The 24505-nt window shown below is 51.5% G+C and carries 21 protein-coding genes and 1 tRNA gene; 10 read left to right on the top strand and 12 right to left on the bottom strand.

What is annotated here, in order from left to right:
- Positions 1-139: 139 nt before the first annotated feature.
- A complete protein-coding gene (locus FH603_RS14505; protein ID WP_186738248.1) occupies positions 140-2245 on the bottom strand; it encodes a cytochrome c biogenesis protein CcdA in 2106 nt (701 codons plus the stop codon).
- Positions 2246-2426: 181 nt separating this feature from the next.
- Positions 2427-3260: a phytanoyl-CoA dioxygenase family protein gene (locus FH603_RS14500; RefSeq protein WP_186738247.1), complete on the bottom strand. Its 834-nt coding sequence runs from the start codon at positions 3258-3260 to the stop codon at positions 2427-2429.
- Between the two features lie 162 nt (positions 3261-3422).
- On the opposite strand from FH603_RS14500, the gene FH603_RS14495 reads away from it, so the two are divergent.
- The 4 genes from FH603_RS14495 (at position 3423) to FH603_RS14480 (ending at position 7061) form a co-directional block, all read left to right on the top strand.
- Positions 3423-4292, top strand: coding sequence for a helix-turn-helix domain-containing protein (locus tag FH603_RS14495; protein WP_186738246.1), 870 nt, complete (start codon positions 3423-3425; stop codon positions 4290-4292).
- Positions 4293-4445: 153 nt separating this feature from the next.
- Positions 4446-5738 (top strand): serine hydroxymethyltransferase, encoded by a 1293-nt coding sequence (locus FH603_RS14490; RefSeq protein ID WP_186738245.1) that lies wholly within the window; start codon positions 4446-4448, stop codon positions 5736-5738.
- Between the two features lie 99 nt (positions 5739-5837).
- Entirely contained in the window at positions 5838-6695 is an 858-nt protein-coding gene (tatC, locus tag FH603_RS14485; protein ID WP_186738244.1) for a twin-arginine translocase subunit TatC, read from the top strand.
- A 144-nt stretch (positions 6696-6839) separates the two neighbouring features.
- Positions 6840-7061, top strand: coding sequence for a hypothetical protein (locus tag FH603_RS14480; protein WP_186738243.1), 222 nt, complete (start codon positions 6840-6842; stop codon positions 7059-7061).
- 1 nt (position 7062) lies between these two features.
- Here the strand turns inward: FH603_RS14480 and FH603_RS14475 are convergent, their stop codons facing one another.
- The 6 genes from FH603_RS14475 to FH603_RS14450 are packed head-to-tail and all read right to left on the bottom strand — an operon-like array spanning position 7063 to position 13249.
- On the bottom strand, positions 7063-8439 hold the full coding sequence (locus tag FH603_RS14475; protein WP_186738242.1) for a DUF58 domain-containing protein: 1377 nt from the start codon (positions 8437-8439) through the stop codon (positions 7063-7065).
- A 56-nt stretch (positions 8440-8495) separates the two neighbouring features.
- Complete coding sequence (locus tag FH603_RS14470; protein WP_186738241.1) at positions 8496-9470, bottom strand: AAA family ATPase; 975 nt, start codon at positions 9468-9470, stop codon at positions 8496-8498.
- Positions 9471-10652 (bottom strand): DUF4350 domain-containing protein, encoded by a 1182-nt coding sequence (locus tag FH603_RS14465; protein WP_186738240.1) that lies wholly within the window; start codon positions 10650-10652, stop codon positions 9471-9473. It abuts the gene before it with no gap.
- A gap of 41 nt (positions 10653-10693) precedes the next feature.
- On the bottom strand, positions 10694-11437 hold the full coding sequence (locus FH603_RS14460; RefSeq protein WP_186738239.1) for a DUF4129 domain-containing protein: 744 nt from the start codon (positions 11435-11437) through the stop codon (positions 10694-10696).
- Positions 11427-12308 carry a hypothetical protein gene (locus FH603_RS14455; protein WP_186738238.1) on the bottom strand — a complete coding sequence of 294 codons (882 nt, stop codon included), beginning with the start codon at positions 12306-12308 and terminating at the stop codon, positions 11427-11429. The genes FH603_RS14460 and FH603_RS14455 overlap by 11 nt, the downstream gene beginning before the upstream one ends.
- Entirely contained in the window at positions 12305-13249 is a 945-nt protein-coding gene (locus tag FH603_RS14450; RefSeq protein ID WP_186738237.1) for a stage II sporulation protein M, read from the bottom strand. The genes FH603_RS14455 and FH603_RS14450 overlap by 4 nt, the downstream gene beginning before the upstream one ends.
- A 168-nt stretch (positions 13250-13417) precedes the next feature.
- On the opposite strand from FH603_RS14450, the gene FH603_RS14445 reads away from it, so the two are divergent.
- The 3 genes from FH603_RS14445 (at position 13418) to FH603_RS14435 (ending at position 16016) form a co-directional block, all read left to right on the top strand.
- Entirely contained in the window at positions 13418-14116 is a 699-nt protein-coding gene (locus tag FH603_RS14445) for an RDD family protein (protein WP_186738236.1), read from the top strand.
- Positions 14117-14170: 54 nt separating this feature from the next.
- Entirely contained in the window at positions 14171-15382 is a 1212-nt protein-coding gene (locus FH603_RS14440) for a M20 metallopeptidase family protein (RefSeq protein WP_186738235.1), read from the top strand.
- An 88-nt stretch (positions 15383-15470) separates the two neighbouring features.
- Positions 15471-16016, top strand: a complete 546-nt coding sequence (locus tag FH603_RS14435) for a hypothetical protein (protein WP_186738234.1) — start codon at positions 15471-15473, stop codon at positions 16014-16016.
- 190 nt (positions 16017-16206) lie between these two features.
- On the opposite strand, the gene FH603_RS14430 is transcribed toward FH603_RS14435, so the two are convergent.
- The 3 genes from FH603_RS14430 to FH603_RS14420 form a co-directional block, all read right to left on the bottom strand.
- On the bottom strand, positions 16207-16965 hold the full coding sequence (locus FH603_RS14430; protein WP_186738233.1) for a succinate dehydrogenase/fumarate reductase iron-sulfur subunit: 759 nt from the start codon (positions 16963-16965) through the stop codon (positions 16207-16209).
- Positions 16966-17068: 103 nt separating this feature from the next.
- Complete coding sequence (locus FH603_RS14425) at positions 17069-19006, bottom strand: fumarate reductase/succinate dehydrogenase flavoprotein subunit (RefSeq protein WP_186738232.1); 1938 nt, start codon at positions 19004-19006, stop codon at positions 17069-17071.
- A 90-nt stretch (positions 19007-19096) separates the two neighbouring features.
- Positions 19097-19792 carry a succinate dehydrogenase cytochrome b subunit gene (locus tag FH603_RS14420; protein WP_186738231.1) on the bottom strand — a complete coding sequence of 232 codons (696 nt, stop codon included), beginning with the start codon at positions 19790-19792 and terminating at the stop codon, positions 19097-19099.
- Positions 19793-20150: 358 nt separating this feature from the next.
- Between FH603_RS14420 and fabD the strand changes: the two genes are divergently transcribed.
- The 3 genes from fabD to FH603_RS14405 all read left to right on the top strand — a co-directional run bounded on the left by fabD (position 20151) and on the right by FH603_RS14405 (position 22296).
- Positions 20151-21026, top strand: coding sequence for an ACP S-malonyltransferase (gene fabD / locus FH603_RS14415; RefSeq protein ID WP_186738230.1), 876 nt, complete (start codon positions 20151-20153; stop codon positions 21024-21026).
- A 136-nt stretch (positions 21027-21162) separates the two neighbouring features.
- A tRNA-Gln gene (locus FH603_RS14410) sits at positions 21163-21233 on the top strand.
- A gap of 385 nt (positions 21234-21618) precedes the next feature.
- Positions 21619-22296 carry a TetR/AcrR family transcriptional regulator gene (locus tag FH603_RS14405; protein ID WP_186738229.1) on the top strand — a complete coding sequence of 226 codons (678 nt, stop codon included), beginning with the start codon at positions 21619-21621 and terminating at the stop codon, positions 22294-22296.
- Positions 22297-22378: 82 nt separating this feature from the next.
- On the opposite strand, the gene FH603_RS14400 is transcribed toward FH603_RS14405, so the two are convergent.
- Complete coding sequence (locus FH603_RS14400; RefSeq protein ID WP_186738276.1) at positions 22379-24424, bottom strand: kojibiose hydrolase; 2046 nt, start codon at positions 24422-24424, stop codon at positions 22379-22381.
- Positions 24425-24505: the final 81 nt, after the last annotated feature.

Here is a 24505-nt window from a genome sequence, read left to right as displayed (position 1 = left end):
GGTAGGACCCTGGTAGTGGCTGAATGTGGCTGAACCAATAGGGTGGCCTATCGCCCCCGTTTTTTCCGGTCTGGTAGTAGCTGAGCAAAATAAAGCCACTACCAGGGTCCTATCGGACCACTGGCAGGGCTTGTAAACCTCAGGGAATAAACTTTCCTTTTCCCGTGTCAAGAAACGTTACAAAGTTCTCAACGCTGCGGTCGTAATTCTTTGGCGCAACCAGCAGTTTGCCATCACTACCAACTATACAGTAATGCGGTTGCGCGTTGGCATTATATTTCGTGATCTGTAGATCAGCGTTCTGCGCCCCAATCGACTTTTTGACTTTACCATCATATACGGACGTGTACCAGTCTGCTTCGGGCAACTCGGTTTTATCGTCGACATACAACGCCAGCATAACGAAGTCTTTTTGCAGGCGCGACATGACCGCCGGGTCCGACCAGACACGGGCTTCCATTTCCCGGCAGTTTACGCAGCCCCACCCGGTAAAATCGATAAATACCGGCTTGTTTACTTTTTTGGCATACGCCATTGCCTGGTTGTAGTCGAAGAACCCCTGTAACCCACGCGGGAAATGAAACAGGTCGGCATACTTGGGCTGCTCGCCTAGCGGGTTTTCAATTATCTCTGTCGACGCAGTCGAATTATGCAGGCTGAAATCCTGAGAGGTTTCGGGCGGGAGGTAGCCGGAAAGCGCTTTTAACGGCGCTCCCCAAAGACCAGGAACCATATACACGACAAAGGCAAACGTGGCAATAGCCATCAACAGGCGCGGGACGCTGACAACTTTCGTCTCACTATCGTGCGGCAGGCGTATTTTACCCAGGAAATAAAAGCCGATCAGCGCGAAAATAACGATCCAGAGCGAGAGGAATACTTCGCGGTCCAGCAGGTTCCAGTGGTATACCTGATCAGCAACGCTCAGAAATTTAAGCGCCAGCGCAATCTCCAGAAAGCCCAGTACCACCTTCACTGAGTTGAGCCAGCCACCCGATTTTGGCAGACTTTTCAGCCAGTGCGGGAAAGCAGCAAACAAGGTGAACGGAATAGCAAAAGCCGACGAAAAGGCGGCCATGCCAATAATGGGTTTGATAATCTCCCCCCCTGCCGAGGCTACCAGTAAACTACCCACAATAGGACCGGTGCAGGAAAACGACACCAGTACAAGCGTGAAGGCCATGAAGAAGATACCCGCAATACCACCCTTCTCCGACTGAGCATCGGCCTTATTGATGAGCGCGTTTGGCAGAACAATCTCGAACAAGCCCAGAAACGACAGACCAAAAATGAAGAAAGTAGCAAAGAACAGCACATTTGGCAACCAGTGTGTACTAACAAAGTTGGCAAAAGCGGGGCCGTTAAAGCGCGACACGACCGTGCCGATCAGTACATAGATGGCAACGATAAATACGCCATACAGCAGGGCTTTCCACTGCCCCCCCTGCTGATTGGTAAAGAAACTCACCGTAGCCGGGATGATGGGAAACACGCAGGGCGTCAACAGGGCTACCAGGCCGGAAAGAAAAGCAGCCACGATAAATCCCCATAATGACCCGTCGGCTTCCGTAGCGGTTTCGTTCAGCGTCTGTACGGGTGCCGAGACCGCCCTGGCCACCGTTGAATCGATCGTCTGCCCGGCCGGAGCTGATGCCACGGTATCGGCTGGCGGTATCGTCGTGGCTCCAGGTTGGGCGGCCCCTTCGGTAACGGCCGACGTTGCTTTTGGCGTCGATGCATCGGCAACGACAGGCGGTTTGGCTGCCTCCGACCCAGCTGTAGTGATGGCTACCGAGAACTCGGCTTCGGCGGGCGGCAAACAGGTACCATCCTTCGAGGAGCAGGCCATGTACTCAACCGTTCCCTCGAATACAGCATTCGGTTTCAGCACCTTCACCTTCTGCAGGAACAGGGCTTTACCCGAAAACTGACGAATTTTAGACTTCCATACCTCCTCGTAGGCTTCCTCAACACCTACCGGTACCGGATCGCCCATCCGCTGTAAACCATCGGAAGGTTTGAACTTGAACGTGGTGGGTAGCGGACCAATATCGGGATTGAGGTCATTGGAATAAATGTGCCAATCGCCAGATATAGAGGCCTGAATCTGAACCGTAACCACATCGCCAACTTTAGCGGGCTGTTTAGCTAAACTGGCAGACCAGGCCGTGGGGTCTTTATGTAACTGGGCGAACGTGGCAAGCGGCAGCAATAGCCAGACCACGAGCGCAGATATTGATTTCATATCGCGTTGGATACGTGATGATTTGGTAGATGAACAAGTTTGCAGCAAAAACATTTCCAAAAATACAGCATAAGCCGCTCTCCCGATAAACAAACGTAGAATAGGCATTTCCCTGTAAACGAATAACGCCCGGTCAAGCGACCCGGCGTTACGGCAACCAACCTATACTTTGTCAAACCAATCAATAGCTGAATAGAACCGGATTCAACGCATCCTGCGGATGATTTCCAACGGGCACATTGGCCAGCCATTTGGCATGGTCTGCCACCTGAAAGCGGTTACGGGGTGCTGTAATGACCTGGTCTTTGTCCATATAGATCATCGTCATTACCTTCCGGGGCGTCTCCGACAGGTTCGGGCCGGCGCGGTGAAACGTCCAGCCTGCGTGGAAACTGACCTCCCCCAAATCAAAGGGTGTGTTGTTCAGAGAAAAATTTTGTTTCTGAAGTTCACTGGCCAGAATAGCTTCACTATCGTCACTGATTTCAATATCCCGACCGATTTCGACATGTTGGCTTCCTTCGGCGAAGGCCAGCGGGCCCATCTCCATGGGCGTCTCCTGCAATGGAATCCAGACGGTAGTTGTATTGGGTGAGGACAGGGGCCAGTAGAACTGGTCGGCATGCCAGGGCGTAATGCCCCCCGACGGCTCTTTATACAGGGCCTGATCGTGGTAAAGCCGAACGCCCTGAACGCCCATCAGGTCTGTAGCTAGTTGAGCCAATCGTTTCGAAAACACGAACTCCTTAGCTTGCTCGTCTTCCTGCCACAGATTCATGATCTGTAGAAACGCCCGCTCATAAGTGGTGCGTTCCTCCATAGGCTTGATGAGCGTATTGAGCCGTATCACTAAATCTGTAATGATCGAGCCATAATGGGCCAGCACAGCCGGACTCAATACCTGCCTGAGCTTGACATACCCTTTCTCACGATAAAACGTGACAGCGCCTGGATCGAGCGGATAGGGAGTGCTTAGTTCGTCCTGTAGCCTGTCATTCCCAATAACTGCGTTCATACCTAAAACTTTCTAGCGGTTAAACTTACATATATCCAGATTCAATAGGACAAAAGTAAGGATTGTGTAGTAACAGAAATAAGAATCTCTTATCTCATTTATATGTAATTTTGACATTATTTTACCAACTCCCAAGAATATCCCGTCAAAATAGCGCATCAAATGAAAGCTTTATTTGAAAAGATCACAATCAGTGAACAGAACTCGCTCCTGGTCCGTCGATTTCAAAAGCCCCATTTCGATGTACCCTGGCACTATCATCCCGAATACGAACTGACTTACATTGCCCGGGGTGATGGCCGTCGGTTTGTAGGCGACCATGTAGAATCGTTCGTGACGGGCGATCTTGTCCTGATCGGGCCGGATATGCCGCATTTCTGGCGAAGTGACGAAGAATATTATAACGACACATCGACTTTGCAGGCGGAGTGGGTAGTGGTTCAGTTTCCCTCGGCGTTCAGAGAAGACGTCCTGGCCAATCTTCCCGAAGCCAACACGGTAACCGCTTTGCTGGACCGCGCCCGTTACGGCCTGCGATTCAGCGCAGAGGCATCGGCCCGGATGGCGCAGGAGATAACTGCACTCACCACCCAATCCGGATTGAAACAGGTTCTGAGCGTTCTCAATATTTTAGACCAGCTCTCAGCCGACCGCGACGTTCAGTTACTGGCCAGTGACGGCTACCAGCTCGCACCGGGTACCGCCGAAACGGAACGGATGAAACGGGTTCTCGAATTTATCCTGAACCACTTTCGGGAAGAGATCCGCGTAGAACAGATTGCCTCCGTAGCGGGGCTGGCACCTGCTGCGTTTTGTCGCTATTTCAAGAAACGTACGCGAAAATCGTTCGTCGAGTACCTCAATGAACTCCGTATCAGCCATGCCCGCAAGTTGCTGACCAACGCCGATCTGAGCGTAGGGCAGGCCGGACTCGAATGTGGCTTCAACAATGTGTCGCACTTCCACCGGCAGTTTAAATTACATACGGGTATGACACCTTTACGGTATCAGTCGGTGTCGCAGAAGAAATAGTGTGCGGCAATGATTTTTATCGCCGGGATGAAGGCAAAATCTTCCTTATTCTCTACATTTTCTCCCGTACCTTTGTATGCTAACCGGTTGTTTAGCAGTTTTCAAAAGCAGCACTAAACGCCGAACTAACTGAATACAAAACCGCTCGCAGCAATGACGACCGAAACCACCGCCACCCGCGATACGCAGGTGTTTGACCTGATTGCACAAGAACAGCACCGGCAGGAGTCGGGTATCGAACTGATCGCATCCGAAAACTTTGTGTCGCCTGCCGTCATGGAAGCGGCCGGGAGCGTACTTACCAATAAATATGCAGAAGGGCTCCCCGGCAAACGCTACTACGGGGGCTGCGAAGTGGTCGACCATGTCGAGCAGATCGCGATCGACCGGGCGAAAGAACTGTTTGGCGCTACCTGGGTAAACGTTCAGCCGCATTCCGGTGCCAACGCCAATACGGCTGTTTTTGTCGCCTGTCTGCATCCCGGCGATACCATCCTAGGTTTCGATCTGAGCCACGGCGGTCACCTGACTCATGGCTCTTCGGTCAACATCTCGGGTAAATACTTTCGGCCAACGTTCTACGGCGTTGAGCGCGAAACAGGGGTTATCAACTACGACGTCGTCGAAGAAACAGCTAAACGTGAGCGGCCTAAAATGCTTATCTGCGGGGCTTCGGCCTATAGCCGCGACTGGGATTATGCCCGGCTGCGTGCCATTGCCGATGAAGTTGGGGCTTTGTTACTCGCCGATGTATCGCACCCGGCTGGTCTGATTGCCAAAGGCTTGCTGAACGATCCGCTGGCTCATGCCCATATCGTAACGACAACAACGCACAAAACCCTGCGCGGAACACGGGGTGGCATGATTATGATGCGGAACGATTTCGAGAACCCGTTTGGCATCAAAACCATGAAAGGCGAGACACGGCTGATGTCGTCGCTGCTGGACTCCGGTGTATTCCCGGGTACCCAAGGTGGACCGCTGGAACACATCATTGCCGCTAAAGCCGTTGCTTTTGGCGAAGCTCTGACCGACGATTTCTACGATTATGCGGTTCGGGTTAAATCCAATGCGCAGGCTATGGCCAAAGCATTTACCGACCGGGGCTACTCGATCATCTCGGGCGGAACCGATAATCACCTGATGCTGATCGACCTGCGCAGCAAAGGTCTGACAGGTAAGCTGGCCGAAAATACGCTCATAAAAGCCGATATCACGATCAACAAAAACATGGTGCCTTTCGACGATAAATCGCCGATGGTAACGTCCGGCATGCGGGTTGGAACGGCGGCTATGACAACTCGGGGCCTGAATGAATCGGACATGGAACAAGTTGTCGTATATATCGACAAGGTGCTGATGAATCACGATGATGCCGCTACGTTGGCAACCGTTAAAGAGGAAATCAACGAGTGGATGAAAGCATTTCCGCTCTTTAAAAGTTAATTGTGAATGTTGAATGAATGAATGAGTGAATAGCCAATTGGCGCAACCAGCTTTCACTCATTCACTCATTTACTCATTTACTCATTCGCCATTTAAAAAATGCCACTCGACCAACTGACTGACGAAGAAATTGATCAGGAAGGAAATGAAATGTCCTTTTTAGATCATCTGGAAGAACTCCGCTGGCATATTATCCGCGCTGTCGGGTCCATATTCCTGTTTGCTATTATCGCATTTATCTTCATTGAGGATATTTTCAGAGTAGTGATCTTGGGTCCTAAAAACCCTGATTTCTGGACCTATCGAATGATGTGTAAGCTGGCAGATACTACGGGCTATGCGGACCTATGTGTGAAGAAGCTTAATTTCGAGTTGCAGTCACTTGGCGTATCGGACCAGTTTACGATGGCCATGACATCATCGGCCATTATTGGTCTTTGCTTCGCCTTTCCGTATGCTTTCTGGGAAGTATGGCGCTTTATCAAGCCTGGTCTCCGGAACGTCGAAAAACAGGCTGCGCGGGGTGCCGTCTTCTTTGTTTCGCTGTTGTTCCTGCTGGGGCTGCTCTTTGGGTACTACATTGTGTCGCCCCTCGCCATCAATTTTCTGGCCAATTTCCAGATCACTCCGGAAATCAAAAACCAGTTCGACATCACATCCTACATTGGTATTCTTGTAACGCTCTCGCTGGGATGCGCCCTGATATTCCAGATGCCGATGGTTGCGTACGTGCTATCGAAAGTGGGCGTACTGACGCCCAAGTTCATGCGTGAATACCGCAAGCATGCCTGGATCGTCATTCTGGTGGTAGCCGGTATCATTACCCCATCGCCTGATATTTATAGCCAGGTCCTGGTTGCTCTACCGTTGACACTCTTGTACGAAGTAAGTATTCTGGTGTCGGCCCGGATTGAGCGAGCCCGACTCAAAGCACAGCGGGAACTGATGCAATCCTGATCAATTCCTGAGTAACGCAAAAAGGTCTGTTCACTCGAACGGACCTTTTTGCGTTACAAACCTTTACACTATCGTTAACGAATCGTAATCCAACCCTCTGGCAGCGGGGGTTCGCTCAACTGCCGGACGTACAAAACCAGAACAATGCTTACTTTCGATTTTCGCCGATACCATATCCGTTCCATCAACGCAGCCAGTGATGCCGAACGGGCGGCCATCAACCAGGAGCTGAAAGACCTGTATGCTTCGCTATCCGATGCGGAAAAAGATGTGTTCAACCAGCAGCTTCAGCTCTTCCTGTCGAAGGAAGTAGGCCGGATCAAATCCGACTATGAGTCGGTGAAGGGTGGCCTGGGCGATAACTAGATCAGATCATGCCCCGCGCTTTCAGCTCCAGGTATTTATTGACCGTATTAGCGGTCAGGTTCTGGGGGGTGGTCAGAATGCTTTGAATACCGTACTGCGTTAATTCTTTTACAATCTGCTTTTTCTCAAAAGCGAATTTCTCACCGATCGTCTTCAGGTAGATCTGTTCCGTATCTGTAGCCGGCTGATCGAGCAGGCCACGCAACTCGGTGTTCTCGAAAAAAATAACGAGCAACAAATGGTCTTTGGCCAACCGACGCAGGTAAGGCAATTGCCGGTGGAGGGCACTCACGGTTTCAAAATTGGTAAACAGCAATAACAGGCTTCGCTGCCGGATGTGGGTGCGAACACTGGTATACAGGCGTTCGTAATCCGTTTCCATAAAGCGCGTTTTCTGACGGTACAGCAATTCAAGGATCTTTAGCACCTGCCCTGAACGGCGATCAGCGGGCAGAAGCTGGCCTACCTGATCGGAAAAGGTCAGGATACCGGCCCGGTCCTGTTTCTGCAACGCAATGTTGCTCAACACCAGACTGGCGTTTATGGCGTAGTCGAGTAGCGTAAGTCCCGCAAAGGGCGACTGCATTACGCGTCCTTTGTCGATCAGGCAGTATACTGGCTGCGACCGTTCGTCCTGATAAGCATTGATCTGTAAGGACGCCCCCTGGGGGTCGCTCCGGCGGGCGGTGGCTTTCCAGTTCACTGTTCTGACATCGTCGCCGGTGGTATAAGGCCGCACCTGCTCGAATTCCATGCTGTGACCCAGCCGTCGGATACGCTTCATCCCAACCTCGCTCAGCCGATTCGTAGCCGCCAGTAGTTCGTACTGCCGCATTTGCAGGAACGACGGATATACCGCCACCATCCTCCCCGACTCGAACTGGTAACGTCGCTTAAGCAACCCCAACGGCGACAGTACAAATACGTTGACAGCGCCAAAGCTATATTCGCCCCGGCGGGTGGGCCGGAGTCCATACCGGATGGTTTGTGTTTGACGGGGACCAAGCCGGGCCTGAAAGAGCACATCACGCCGTTGAAACTGGAAAGGTATCTCATCGATAACCTCCACATCGACCTGGAAGAAATATCGATTTTCGAGGTAGATAGTCAGCGGGTTTTCGTCGCCATTGGAGAGTCGGGCCGGCACATCGCGCCGGGCAAAAAATGATTCCGTCCCGTCCGTCCGGTTGCCGCTATCCGCTGTTGGCCGGAACAGCAGCCAGGCATCGATTCCGACCAGGCCTGCGAACACGACAAATCCGACCTGTACCAGCGGAAAGTGCCATGGGAAGCCGTAGGCCGCCACGAACAGCAACACAAAAGCGATCAGGGCAAACCACAGGCGATTGGCAACGAACAAAGCGCGTATACGGGTCATTTTATGGGATGAATTTATTCGATAAGCTGGATAGTCCGTTCATCTTGCCCGGCTACTTACCTCGGCACCTCTATTTTTTGAACCAGCTGGGCTATGACCTCATCGGCGGTGCCGCCTTCCATTTCACGCTCGGGCGTAAGCAGTATCCGGTGACGCAATACCGACGCAGCTAATTCCTGTACATCTTCAGGTGTGATGAAGTCGCGGCCCCGGAGCGTAGCCAGCGCTTTGGCACTATTGAGTAAGGCCACGGATGCTCTGGGCGACGCACCCAGGTAAAGCGACTTGTTGGCGCGGGTAGCCAGCACGATCTGCGCGATGTAATCGAACAGCTTGTCTTCTACATGTACCTGATGAACCTGAGCACGCAGGGTTGCCAGTTGCGCAGCGTCCAGTACCGACTGGACCGCGTCAACGGCATCGGAAAGATGCCGGCGCTGGTGATGCCCCCGCAGGATATCTACCTCTTCGGCCGGGGCCGGGTAGCCAACAACGATCTTGAACAGAAACCGGTCCAGCTGCGCTTCCGGTAGCCGGTAGGTACCTTCCTGTTCGATGGGGTTTTGCGTAGCCAGAACCATAAACGGCTCATTGAGTCGATAGGTAATCCCATCGTTGGTGACCTGCCGTTCTTCCATCACCTCAAACAGCGCAGCCTGGGTTTTGGCTGGTGCCCGGTTGATTTCGTCGATAAGCACCAGGTTCGAAAAAATGGGGCCCTGCCTGAACGAGAACTCACCCGTTTTAGGCACAAAAATCGATGTACCCAGCACATCCGATGGCATCAGATCGGGTGTGAACTGAATGCGGCTGAAGCCAACCGACATGGTTTTGGCGAGCAGTTTAGCGGTCAATGTTTTTGCCACCCCCGGTACGCCCTCGATCAGGACGTGGCCATCAGCCAGCAGGGCCGTTAGCAGTAGATCAACCGTTTGGTGCTGGCCTACGATGACTTTTCCGACTTCGGCCCGGATGGCATTGACGGCGGTGGTAAGGCTGGTGAGGTCTATGCGGGAATTAAGCGTATCCATTCAGGCAGTTTGATTAAATTTTTCAATGGCTGCATTAAGCGTCAACAGGTCGTATTCCGATAGTGAAATACTTTTCTGGGCATTACGCAGCAAAAGGACCAACTCACGGGCATCGTCGCGGGGAATCCCACGTTTGTGAGCCAGACTGTCGGTAAACTCGTTATCCAGGTTATTTGTGTTCAGGCCGTACCGTTCTCGCAGATCAGCCAGAAAATACCGGATTCTTTTACGGGCGAGGTTATCATGATCGCCTTGCTGAAAATAAAGCCGGCCAACGGTTTTCACGAAATCTACCGATGTATTCCGGGGCGCTTCCACAACCGGGATAACGCGCTGGGTGCGCTTCCCCGCGAAAAGTGCGTAAAAGACCAGGCCGAAGACAACGATATAATAAGCCCAGTTGAGCGCAGGCTGACTCCAGACATACCGGAAAATGGATTGTTGGTCTTCATCGAACCGACCCTGCTTCAGGTATTCGTCCCAGTAGGTTGGCAAGGCTGGCAGGTAGGCCAGTGCCTTGCTGACATAATCAGACGTTTTGGGGTCGAGCACATAGTAATTCGTGAATGCCAACGGTAGATTATGCACCAGAAACTGCCCGCTACCATACCGAATCCGAATAAATACAGGTTCGTTCCGGGCATTACGCCCCAGGACAGTCACGCCCGTTTGTTTGGTCACGGTCAGAAAATTCCGGCCATCGTCATGGAAGAAGTTGTAGCCCCCAGGCTTCCGGAGTTGCCGGTTCACCAGGTTCTGTCGCAACGTCGTATCGGCTTTTGTCGGGTCTTTCACCTCAGCCTTGAAGCCAAGTACCCTACCTAATGTGTCGGGTAAGTCGTAGGCCGATATGAAGACGTTGTTACCCCGCCGGACGTAATTCAGTAATTGCTTCAGGTCGTTACCATCGACCTTAAAGTTCTGGCTTACAAAAACGTAATTACTTCGGCCAGTCAATTTTTCTGTGGTCAGGAAATTGTAAACGGGCAAACGCACCGACTTGACCGCTGGCTGTTGCATTACGGCCGGGAGTAATTCATAAAGCGCCTGCGTACCGAACGGAATTTTAGTATCGTTCCGGTACGTAGGCGTCCAGTCGAGCGGCTTGGGGCGGTAGTACTCGAACACGACATAAGCCCCTATCGTAGCCAGTAGAATCAGTAAGTATTTATTAGGCTTCAACGGTGATTTCTACGGGGTTTCCCGCCTTTTATACGTTATGGCTACTGGACGAAGAGTCGGTTGAAGGTTTGAAACTGCTGACGGATCGCTTCAAATCGGGTTTCATCTACCGGAGAATCACCGTACCAGACAAACTCGAACTGGCGTGTCAGCGTTTCAAAATCAGCTTGCAGGGGTGATGCCAGCTCATATACATACTGCCGGTTGGTTTTGTCGGGCTTATACTGAATATGAGCCGTGTCGGTCAGTTGTTTTAACGTTCGTAAATAAAGTAGCCGTATTGCCAGCCGGTAGCTGCGTCCATTCACCGCTTCTTCTATGGCCCTGTCGAAATCAATCGCATGGATATTTTCCGTCAGGTTTTCGTAATCCAACTGGCCTGACTGGGCTCGTTTGGAAAACAGGAAGCCCATTACTTCGGCTTTCATGAGCAGGTACACCACCAGTCCGGCAATGAGTACCAGCACCACATATTGCCCGACATTTTTATAAGCCTGACTCCGGAAGAAATCACCGATTTTACGCCACAGCCATTGCCCGAACCGGGCCATCGGGTTTTCGGGCGGTGGGGTATCGCGGCCATACTGATAGTCGCGGTCGGTTTGTAGCTCACGAAGGCGCCCAGCGTTGGGATACCGAATCTGTACCGGCAGCTGGTCGTCAGGCGCGTTTACAGCCTTAGCAGGCGCTTTGGCTGATTGCGCCAACGAACTGATCGGTCCGATAGCGGTCAGAATCAGCAACCAAACCAGCAGCGCCTGCCATTTAGTACGGCTACTCCTCATTCCGGTCGTGGGGTTGTGATGGAGCACCAATGTTATCGATGGCCGAAAGCAAGCCCCGGCCTTCCTGCCGCTCAACCAGATTGGTGTACTGGAATCCGATAGCCAGGTACAAAATAGAATTGAGTAAAGTCCGCCCAACGAGCGCAATGACGTTTCCAATTACCAGCCAGCCAGTTGAAACATCGGGCAACATTTTTGCGCCGATAAAAAACCCAATGATGGCCGTAGGGAGGGCAAAAATCATCCCTACAATGGTAACGATGATGGCCATAACTATCAGTAGTCCGAACGTGGACCACCACTTGTCGCGGATCAGCTTGAAGCAGCGTTCCAGGGTTTCACCGAAGCTGGCCCCCTCGAACGATGTTACGGCTAGTGCAAGTGATAGCACAACCGCCACATAAATACCCGGAATAACGAAAAACAGCATACCAACAGCTGTAAAAATCGATCCCAGCACCGAGATGATGATAGCGCGCCCAATGACAGGTTGCATCTCAGCCCACACGCTGGCCACTGAAACGTCCTGCCCCCCTGTGCGTTCATATACCTTCATGTGGGCATAGGTAGCCAACACGACCGTCACGTTGGCCAGCAGGCCAAACAGCATGGCTAACCAAAATGCAGGCGACATGAGCTGAGCCATTGCCTGAAGCACCACCATTGGATTGCTGGATTGTGACTGGGCCATTTCGTTGGTCAGGCGCAGCATATTGGATTGCAGGATTCCCGATGCTATGCCGGCTACTACGGCCACCGGGGCTACAATATAAAGCAACACCATGCCCAGGCTTCGGAAGTTCTGGATAATGTACTGAAAGGTAACGTTGATCTTGTTACCAAAATCGCGCTGCTGGAAAAGTTGAATCATGGCTGTACTTTACGGTTAAGGTGAATTGGATAGATAATGAAGTACCAGATAATAAAAGCGGCTGAAATCAGGATAATACTTCCGCTAACGAGGGGCGGCAGGGTAAGGCGTGTAATGAAGCTTTCCAGAAAACCAGCGGCAATGAAAATAGGGACCAGCCCCACCGCAATTTTCAGACCCTGCCTGATCCCGCGTTTGAACGAATCCAGCCGGGAGAACGTACCGGGAAAGAGCAGACTGTTGCCAACGGTAAGGCCTGCACAACCCGCAATAACGATGGCCGATATCTCCAGTGTGCCGTGAACCCAGATTTTCAGTACCGAGTCCAGCAATAACCCCCGCTCGTAAAAAAAATACTGAAATGAACCGAGCATCACGCCGTTGTAGAAGAGCATGGCGATCGTGCCGAACGATGCGAACAGCCCGAAAATAAAGGTCCGGAACGCTACGTAAATATTGTTGAGTGTGATCTGCACAAACATCGTAGCCTGATCGCTGCTGTTATACACACCCAGCGGATCGCCTTTCCTGATGTTTTCGAGCGTCATATTCACGTATTGATCGCCTAGAATCAGTCGGACAAATGTATTGTCGTGTGCCGCCGACACCCAGCCCAGCACACAGGCTATCAGAAATATACCGGCCGATACAGCCAGTAGCCGCTGCGATTGCCGAAACAAGAGTGGTAGCTCGTACTGCCAGAAAGTAATAAACCGGCTACGGTCGTCGCGCCGGTTCTGCATCAATCCCCGGTGCATCTGCGCCGTTAGCCCGTTCAGGTACCGCGTAACGTTTGAGTCGGGATAGAAGGTACGGGCATACGATAGATCATCGGTCAGTTCCACAAAGCGTTCCGTTAGTTCATCAGGATTGCGGGATGGATTTTGCTCGATGGCCTGCCACTTGTCGGTATTGCGTTTAACAAATTGAGATTCGCGCATACAGGCGTTAAATCAGTCAGGAAGTTGCCAGGTCTGTCAGTCAAACTCGATAAATGGCAGAAAGCGAAAATTTGGCGAATAATGTGGTAAAGACAAACTATCTGGGTACTAATTTTGAGAAATCTACCGGGTGCAACTATCTGACTAATCAACCTACTAACTGCTTTCATGTCCGTTGCTATTCGCACCTCCCAAAACGTTCTGCTTGAATATGAACCCGCCAGCCTTGGCGACCGGATTCTAGCCACCTTACTCGATTATGTTGTATTTCTGGGCTGGTTCCTCCTCACGCTGGGTGTGCCGGCTGCTATGGGCCTTCGGTTAGGCAACTATTACACCCTGCTGGTCGGCGTGTTGCCGATTGGTTTTTACGATCTGATCTGCGAATGGCTACTCAATGGGCGTAGTGTGGGGAAACTGGCCATGGAAACCCGCGTTGTCATGCTCGATGGATCTCAACCGGGCCTGGGCGCTTACCTGATCCGGTGGCTGCTCCGTATTGTCGAGTCTGTTGTGTTCTTTGGCGGTGTTGTTCCGGTGATTACGGTAGCGGCTAATGGGAAAGGCCAGCGCCTGGGCGATATTGCCGCTGGCACAACCGTCGTTAAAGCGAAACCGGCTGTTTCACTGAACGATATTCTGATCCGTCCGTTGCCTGATTCATACAATGTTCAGTTTCCTGACGCACGACTGCTGTCTGACCGCGATATCCATATCGTACGGCAGGTACTTCAGCGGGGCGACGAATGGGTTCTAAACCGCACAGCCGATAAAATCAAAGAGGTAACCGGTATTCGGAGCGAATTGAGCAACCGGGCTTTTCTGGAAACCATTTGTACAGATTATCAATTTGTAACAACCCAATAAACAAACACAGATCGAACGGATCAAGCATTCAGACCTGTGTTCTACCCTTACTATATGGCACTGCAAGAATCCATTAAATCGCTCGCCCGACACTATGCGGCCGACATCGTCCAGACCCGCCGACACCTGCACGCCCACCCCGAACTGTCGTTTCAGGAACGCAACACGGCCCGTTTCGTTGCCGATCAACTCAGGGCTATTGGTATCCAGCCTCAGGAAGGAGTGGCCGATACAGGACTGGTAGCGCTGATCGAAGGACGAAAAGGGACCGAGTCCGCCGGCAATCGGGTTATTGCGCTCCGGGCCGACATGGACGCGCTCCCGATCCACGAAGCCAACAATGTACCCTATAAATCGACCGTCGAGGGCGTCATGCATGCCTGCGGACACGATGCTCATACGGCTAGTTTGCTGGGCGTGGCGCGCATTCTTAACGTACTGCGCGATGAGTTTGACGGAACGGTAAAGCTGGTGTTTCAGCCGGGCGAAGAGAAAGCCCCCGGTGGTGCTTCGCTCATGATCAAGGAAGGCGTTCTGGAGAATCCCACACCCGTGAGCATGATCGGTCAGCACGTAGCCCCTAATATTCCCGTTGGTAAAATCGGCTTTCGCGAAGGTATGTACATGGCCAGCACCGATGAACTGTACCTGACCGTCCGCGGCAAAGGCGGGCACGCGGCTATGCCCGACAGCCTGGTCGATCCGGTGCTGATTGCGTCGCACATCATCGTTGCGTTGCAGCAGATCATCAGCCGCAACCGCCCGCCGGCCAGTCCTTCTGTGTTGTCGTTCGGCCGGTTTATTGCCGACGGTGTCACCAACGTCATTCCAAACGAGGTCACCATTCAGGGTACGTTCCGGTGTATGAATGAGGAGTGGCGGGCCGAGGGTAAGAAGCGGATGGTCAAACTGGCCGAAGGCATTGCCGAAGCCATGGGCGGTAGTTGCGAATTTACCATCGTCAACGGCTACCCTTACCTGAAAAATCACCCCGAACTGACCCGGCGTGTTCGGGCGCAGGCGGTGGAGTATATGGGCCAGGAAAACGTAGTCGATCTCGATCTATGGATGGCGGGCGAAGACTTTGCCTTCTACTCGCAGGTCGTCGACTCGTGCTTCTACCGACTTGGTACGCGCAACGAAGAACGGGGCATTATATCAGGTGTCCATACGCCAACGTTTGATATTGACGAGGCCTCACTGGAAACCGGTGCCGGGCTCATGAGTTGGCTGGCCGTTCGTGAATTAGCGGCTATGACTAGCTAGTTGACTCACCCCAAAACCAGCTTCATTTACCGGGTAGTCCGGTTGAACGTATGCCACCCGATAGGTGAAGTAACACCCACCCGCAACCATGAAAAATAGCGGTTTATTATTGATTTTCTTTCTGGCCGTAACGGGTTTCGTCACTAGCTGTAAAGACACGTCTCCGGCTTTCTCCTCGGGAGCGGGCGACTTACGTATCGTTGGCACATGGCAGCTGCATGAACGCCGGTTCCCCAAAGATTCTACCTACCGGGTGCCGGTTTACGCGACCCGACCTGACACGGTCATTACCAATCGGGATACTGTTTATACGACCCGGCCAGACACGCTTTCCGTTTTACGCGACACCTCGTTTTACGTGACCAGGCGGTACGCTGGGCTGAGGCCTCAAACGCTTACCTTCGACAGCGAAGGCAACTTATCTACCAGTGGCAGCGAGATGACGTATTATACCCCCATCCGGCAGTTCCGCGTCGATTCGACGTTTGACGAAGGCCTGGGCGTCAATTTATATATCAATACCAACGGTGCCAACGTTTCTTTTCGGCAAAAGCTAAGCTTTGTGCGGGACACCCTGATCCTAAGCCAGCGTTGCGACCAGCCCTGTTATCTGAAGTTAGTACGCCTGCGGTAAGGTAGGTACGACAACCCTGCCAGTGGTCCGCCAGGACCCTGGTAGTGGTTTTGAAAGATTTAGCCACTGGATTCTTTAAAACCACTACCAGGGTCCTGGCGGACCACTGGCAGGGTTGACACAGAAAATCCCGGTCAGCAGTGGCTATAAACCACCGCTGACCGGGATTTTTTGTGTCTGGCTTTGCTGCCTAGCCCTGAACGTTTGTCGAGGTCAGCTTGGCACCCAGATACTCCCGGTTCATCCGGGCAATGTGATCAAGTGAGATCGACTTGGGACACTCCACCGAGCAGGCACCCGTAAATGAGCAGGCACCGAATCCTTCAGCATCCATCTGCGCAACCATGCGTTCGGCACGCTCCGTGCTCTCAGCCTGTCCCTGTGGCAGCACCGCCATATGCGATACTTTTGCCGCCACGAACAACATAGCCGATGCATTTTTGCAGGCTGCCACGCAGGCACCACAGCCGATACACTGAGCCGCATCCATTGCCTCATCAGCGATGCTACGGGGGATAAGTGTTTCGTTGGCATCACGGGCCGAACCCGTGTTTACCGATACGTAACCACCCGACTGAATGACCCGGTCAAAGGCTGTCCGGTCGACCATCAGGTCTTTGATAACCGGGAACGCCCGTGACCGCCAGGGCTCAACTACGATCGTATCGCCGTCGTTGAAGGAGCGCATGTGCAACTGGCAGGTTGTGGCACCCGTTTGCGGACCATGAGCACGGCCATTGATGTACATACTGCACGAACCACAAATACCTTCCCGGCAATCGTGATCGAAAGCAATAATCTCTTCGCCCTTTTTGGTCAGCTCGCCGTTCAGCACGTCGAACATCTCCAGAAACGACATATCGGGGGATATTTTATCCAGTTGGTACTCAACCAGTTTACCCTCCGTATTATTATTTTTCTGTCTCCAGACTTTAAGATTGATTTTCATGGTAAATGGTCAGAAGTCGTAGTAGTCGTAAGTCAAAAGTGGGGTCGTAGTGTAAGGTTTTCTTACGACTTCCGACTGCTTCGACTTACGACTAGTTCAACTATTATTTATAGCTACGCTGGGTGAGTTTCACGTTTTCGAACTCAAGTGGTTCTTTATTCAGCAACTCAGGCTGGTTTTCACCCTGAAACTGCCAGGCAGCTACGTAAGTAAAGTTCGCATCGTCGCGCAGGGCTTCACCCTCTTCGGTCTGGAACTCCTCACGGAAGTGACCTCCGCACGATTCGTTCCGGGCCAGCGCGTCATCGACCATCAGTTCGCCCAGTTCGATGAAGTCGGCAACCCGACCGGCATGCTCAAGCGACTGGTTCATCTCGTCGCCTTCGCCCGTTACCCGAACGTTGCTCCAGAACTCTTTCTTCAGGTCCTGAATCAGGCCTTTCGCTTTCGTCAGTCCTTCGGCGTTCCGCGACATACCGCAGTATTCCCACATGATATGGCCCAGACGCTTGTGGAAGCTATCGACCGGCTCAGTGCCTTTGATCGACAGGAACCGCTGCGTCATGTCCGACACGTGTTGCTCGGCTTCTTTAAAAGCAGGACTGTCGACTGATACTTTATCGGCCGGACCAATCGTAGCCAGGTAGTCTCCTACTGTGTAGGGAACCACGAAATAACCATCGGCCAGACCCTGCATCAGCGCCGACGCACCCAGGCGGTTAGCACCGTGATCAGAGAAGTTCGCTTCGCCAAGCGCGTACAGACCCGGTACGCTGGTCATCAGGTTGTAATCGACCCACAAACCGCCCATTGTATAGTGGACAGCCGGGTAGATCATCATCGGCATCTCGTACGGGTTGTCGTCGACGATCTTTTCATACATCTCGAACAGGTTACCATACTTGGCTTCGATAGTCTTCTTACCATCGCGCTTGATAGCATCGGCAAAGTCGAGGTATACAGCCAGACCTGTAGCGGCAACGCCACGTCCTTCGTCGCAAACGTGCTTGGCGTTACGGGAAGCTACGTCACGTGGCACCAGGTTACCGAACGACGGATACCGGCGCTCCAGGAAGTAGTCGCGCTGATCTTCGGTCAGGTCGGTTGCTTTCAGCTGGCCTTTCCGGATCTTCTCGGCATCTTCTTTGGTTTTTGGTACCCATACCCGACCATCGTTCCGCAGCGACTCCGACATCAGTGTCAGCTTGGATTGGTAGTCCCCTTTAACGGGAATACAGGTTGGGTGAATCTGGGTATAGCATGGATTGGCGAAAAACGCACCCCGTTTGTGTGCCCGCCAGGCGGCCGTCACGTTGGAGTTCATGGCGTTTGTCGACAGGTAGAACACGTTACCGTAGCCCCCGGTGCAGAGTAAAACGGCATGGGCCGAGTGCGACTCAATTTTACCTGTAATGAGGTTACGGGTAACAATACCGCGTGTCTTACCGCCTTCAACGACAACGTCGAGGAGTTCGGTACGGGTAATCAGTTTCACCTTGCCATTGGTCACCTGACGGCTCAGAGCCGAGTAGGCACCCAGCAACAGCTGCTGCCCGGTTTGACCGCGGGCATAGAACGTACGCGACACCTGCGCACCACCGAACGAACGGTTGGCCAGCAAGCCGCCGTACTCACGGGCGAAGGGTACACCCTGGGCTACACACTGGTCGATGATATTAACACTCACTTCGGCCAGCCGGTACACGTTTCCTTCCCGGGCGCGGTAGTCACCCCCCTTGATTGTATCATAGAACAGACGGAAAACGCTGTCTCCATCGTTCTGGTAGTTCTTGGCCGCATTGATACCACCCTGAGCCGCAATGGAGTGCGCGCGCCGGGGGCTGTCGTGGAAGGTAAACGCCTTGACGTTATACCCCAGTTCAGCAAGTGAAGCAGCCGCCGAAGCGCCGGCCAGACCCGTGCCAACTACGATAATATCATACTTCCGTTTGTTAGCCGGATTCACCAGCTTCAAACCAAATTTATGCCGGGACCACTTTTCGGCTAACGGTCCTTCGGGGATTTTGGACTCCAGATTCATGAATTTACCATTTTAAAGAGTGAATGAGTGGAAGAGTAGCTAAGCGAAAGTGGCCGGTCCGGTCGTCTGCCTAGCTACGTCTTTCGCTCTTTAAATTATCCCGTGAACTTGCAAAAACACATAGATCGGCATGGCCGCAAAAGCAGCCGGTATGATCAATGCAAAGAAATAACGGCCCACGAACTCGATCATAGGCGTATATTTTGTGTGCCGGATACCCAGGGACTGAAAGCCACTCTGGAACCCGTGAGCGAGGTGAAAGCCGATAGCGACCATCGAAATAACGTACAGCAGCACATACCACCATTGCGAAAACGCTTCCTTAACGACAGCATACAGGTCTTTGTACTGCTTCCCATCATACTCCGCCATCGGTACCGATCCAAAGTGCATCTCGTACCAGAACGTGCGCATGTGAATGATGATGAACAGCAACAGTACCGTACCCAGAATACCCATGTTACGGGACGACCAGGGGCTGTTAGCTTCCGGACGCGAGTAGGCATACTTAACGGGTCGCGAAGACTGGTTGTGGCGCGTGAGCACCCAGGCCATTAAGGCATGTGCCAGAATAGAGGTGTAGAGCAGATAAGAAACGGTAATAATGACTGGGTTGTGGGTCATGAAGTACGTATACTCATTGAACGCCCGCCCATTATCGCCCTTAAATAGCTGTAGATTGCCAGCCATATGGACAATCAGAAATGAACTTAAAAACAGTCCCGTCAGCGACATGATGACCTTGCGGCCGAGGGAGCTGGATAGTGTTTGTGTTACCCAAGCCATAGGATGAACGACACGAAAATTTAGTGGTTAACCAATTGAGAAAAAGCCGGTTTAAACGGCGCATCAAAACTAAAGCACAAACCCGTTGGAAACAAGATTAGTCAACTTTTTCAACGATTTTACGTCTAACAGAGAAGGCCGAAAAATTCAACAAATCACTCAATTCTCTAACAGCGTGTGTCTTTTTTTTGTTTGTTGTTGCGTGCTTATTTACACCTGTAATTGAACAGAGGTACAACTTCACGCCACCGATCGGTTAACGCCCGCCAGCCCTCTTGCCAATACCTATCCTTGACCCGAGCCAATTAACAGGCTTACTTTGCATCCCCGATGGCAATTATCACGCGGGTATATTACTATGAATGCATATGTTTTCCCGGGACAGGGCTCCCAGTTTCGTGGCATGGGGCAGGACTTGTACCAGCAGTCAGAACAAGTTCGCCGGTTATTCGATCAGGCTAATGAGGTACTGGGCTATGACCTGACTCACATCATGTTTGAGGGAACAGACGAAGACCTTAAACAAACGATCTATACACAACCCGCTGTATTTCTGCATGGTGTTACGCTGGCCCTGACAACCGATTCGTTCAAACCGGATATGGTAGCAGGTCATTCGCTCGGCGAGTTGTCGGCCCTGACAGCGGCTGGGGTCCTCTCGTTTACCGACGGCCTGCAGTTGGCTTCTGTTCGCGCCACGGCCATGCAAAGGGCCTGTGAACTGGTACCATCGAGTATGGCAGCTGTTCTGGGCTTGTCCGATGCCGCCATTGAAGAGGTGTGTGCCGGTATTACGGAAGAGATTGTTGTGCCGGCTAATTATAACTGCCCGGGTCAGGTCGTTATTTCAGGTAGTGTAGCAGGTTTGCAGCTGGCCGAAGAGCGGCTCAAAGTGGCTGGAGCCAAACGGGTGGTTCCGCTAGCCGTGAGCGGTGCTTTCCACTCCCCGTTTATGGAACCTGCACAAACAGAATTTGCCGAGGCCGTTGAGCGGATGACGTTTAATGCACCCCGTTGTTTTGTTTATCAAAATGTCGACGCTCAACCGGCTACCGATCCTGCCCGCATCAAGGCTAATCTGATTGCCCAGCTAACATCACCTGTGCGCTGGACCCAGTCGATTGAAAAGATGGTAACAGATGGCGCTTTGTCGTTCACGGAGTGCGGTCCGGGCAAGGTATTGCAGGGGCTGATCAAAAAAATAAGCCCCTCGGCAACGATTTCAGGAATATAATCAGCACGTGTCAGCTCGTAGGGCTCTTGATTATCAACGGAAAGCAAATAAATAACGGATGACAATGTCAAAAAAAGGAAACGAAGCTTGTTTTTACCAATCGTCATCCGTTATCTTTGCACTCGCAAATAGTAAAGGCCCGATAGTATAAGGGTAGTACGACAGATTTTGGTTCTGTTTGTGGAGGTTCGAATCCTTCTCGGGCTACACCCTAAAGCCACTCAGCATTAGCCGAGTGGCTTTTTTTTGTTTTTCGAGATTTAAGTAAATCCTTAGTATACATGTCTGTATTTAATAATTTTTTACCACAAGTTGATTATATTTTTTTGCTTATCTTTTAAAATTCACTTCCTTTGCTAAAAGTAATCAATAGTGACTTGTTGTACGCATTTAATCAATATTATTCTATTGACTCTACTGAGTCATACGAACGAAACTACCGCAATTAGGGCATATAAAGTAGTATACTACTGATATGTTGTCATCTGACGTCACAATTTATTGTATCATTAATAATACCAAAGTGTGACCTACATTGCTCTTTGCAGTCAAACAAGTATAAACTCTTGAATTTAAATAAAGAACGTATTCAATGGAGAAGGACGAGAAAGTAAGACGGAACCGGGCTAAGACCACTCAACGCATTGTGGAAGCGTTGGAAGAAGTCATTGCTGAGCGGGGTCTCGAGGGCGTAGGAGTAAACCGGGTAGCCGAAAAGGCTAATGTCAGCAAGGTGTTGATTTACCGGTATTTCGGTGGTATGGAAGGCTTGCTTGAGTATTATGTGAAAATGGGCAAACTGTTTCCTGTCTTCAATCCTGCCGTACTTGACCAAATTCGTCCTTTACACGAGTCGGATGTGGCTCGTATCTGGTATCGACAGGTAATTCAGACATATCGCTATTTCCGCACGTTCAAAGCGGCTCGCGAGATCCTGAAAGCCAGCGTTATCGAAAATGACTCCATTGCCGAAACAACTGCCCGTGCTCAGGATGAAGAAATGACACGGCTCGTTGAGCAGTTATCTTTTGTGAAAGGCGCTGATACACAAGCTATTTCAGCTGTAGTCCTGGGTGCTATGACCTATCTGACTATAATGGCTCAAAACGACCGCACGATGATCAGTATTGATCTGCGGAGCGAAGAAGGCTGGAAACGTATCGAAAACGCCGTTAAAGCTATCTACATCGCACTGAACCGGATGGCGATCCAATCGAAAGAAGTTGATTTGGAATTACAATCTGTTCAACTGCCAGTAGCGCAGTGGTAACCTATATACCTTACAAAGTAACGAGCCGATGATCTTATAGATCATCGGCTCGTTACTTTGTAAACAGTTTGTATTCTACCTGTTACTGAATCTGCACCGTCTTCCGTTGAATGCCAACGCCTTTTATTGTCAACGATTTCCACTTCTTCGGCAACTTCGTTTTTAATTGCGTGATACCGGCGTCGTTTATATCCAGGCCGCCAAAGCCGTTCAGTACTGCCTGTAGCATCCCCCCGGCACCCGTTGCGAAATAAGGATTGGTCCCACCGGCCGTTTCGGCCAAAACGCCAAACGGAGGTACCTCATTCGGCTTATAACTCTTAACAAACCAGTTATATGCTTTATCCGTATCACCCAGGCGGGCGTTGAGTGTCGCTAAGGCCGACCAACCCATTGCGGGTCCTTCGGGGGAATACTTCGGTTCATAATAAATCAGATCCTTCCGAATAGCGGCTTCGCCTGTCACTATAGTTAATGGATAAGCCAATAGGTTTACATCAGCCTGCTTGATCATAACTCCTGAGTAGGTTCTGTTCTCCCTGGTCGTTCCGTCGGGAAACTTCAGAATAGGTATATTATCAGCTACTACCTTCCAGTCAGGATTAGGTGTCAGACCAAGTTCCTGCGCTGCCTGGCTGGCATACTGGAGCGATGTTTTGGCCATTCCGTTTGTAAACGCGTTATCGTCTATATTTTCCTGCCATTCGTTTGCCCCAATAACGTTGTTGATATGGTACTTACCGGGCTGACCCGCTGGTCCGACCTCCCGTTCAACACGGCTGGCCCAGAAATCGGCAACCTCTTTTAACATCGGATAACCCCGCGTACGAAGCCATTCCTTATCTTTTGTCACCTGGTAATATTTCCAGAAGGCCCACCCAACGCAGCCCGTAATGTGGTGCTGGAAGGGGCCCGTCAATGCCCATACAGGTGTCGCTTCCTGCCCGTCGGCATCGGACTCCCACGGAAACATCACGCCTGCGTATCCGTGACTGAAGGCGTTCTGTTTGGCCATAGCCATGCGCTCGAATCGGTACTCAAGTATCGATCGGGCAATTTCAGGTTTAAGCATCAGAATTGGCGGATACATCCACAGCTCGGTATCCCAGAATACGTGCCCGTTATAGCCCAACCCCGACAGGCCCATTGGTGATAAGCTATAGCCCGTGCCCTCCCGGACAAAGGAGTACAAATGATAAAGTGCCGATCGAACCGCCCGCTGCGCGTCGGGGTCACCGTCGATGACGATATCACTCTGCCAGAGTTTGACCCACTCCGCATTATGCCGCATCAGAAGCCGCTCGGTACGTTCCAGTGCGGCAAACAACGTCAATCGTTCGGCTTCGTTATGGGGATCGGCCGTATGGGCCGTTGACGATACAGAGCCAACCACGCTGAATTTGTAGGTTTCGCCCGCTTTCAGCTTCTTTTTAAACTTGGCGAGGTGCATGTTGTAATCCCAGTCTTCATGAATTACATCAGGCTCCTGCCCGTGGGGTTCGTTAAAAATAAAGCTGTTCGATGCCGCTACGGTATGTTTTCCCGATGGACTCTTGGCTACCGATGTCAGCAACCGGATTGTCACGTGTTCGCGGTCAATTTCAGCATAGAAATTTTTGACTTCTTTGAGGTTTTCCGGCGTTTCAATAACACTCATCGGTATGATCTCACAATCTTTCTTCGCTGTAATTTCAACCATCGTCAAAGTCGAATAAGGCAGGTGGCGGAGGGCCATCACCTGTTGCTGAACGCTGACCTTATCCTGATAATCGAAGGTAGTGGTCAGCACCGCTTTCTGCATATCGAGGGTTTGGCGGTAGTTGCTAATGGATTTTTGCCCAATTCGCTGCCCGTCAACATCGAGGTTCATATTCACAAAATTGAACACCTTCAGGATATTCGAGACACGCCCGCGACCATAGGTATCGAATGCTCCATTCAGCACCACATCTTTTACTTTCATGGGCTCAGGCGACGAAACCAGGCCAATCATTCCATTAGCGACGGTAATGCCGTAATAGTTGGCCGGGTCAATAGCCTGTGCGACAATTTGCCAGTCAGCGGAAGTGGATTGTGCCCTCGTTGCTACTACACACCAGGGCGTTAGCAACAGCAGGCAGCTGAACATTATTTTTTTTACCATGCGTGTCCTAAGATGGAATAAAGGCTAAAAATAATTCTATTTCATCTGATTCGTACCCTATTATCT

Source organism: Spirosoma utsteinense (assembly GCF_014282275.1).
Lineage (GTDB): Bacteria > Bacteroidota > Bacteroidia > Cytophagales > Spirosomataceae > Spirosoma > Spirosoma utsteinense.
The sequence above is the reverse complement of the archived record's forward strand: the minus strand, read 5'-3'. Positions and strand labels throughout refer to the sequence as shown.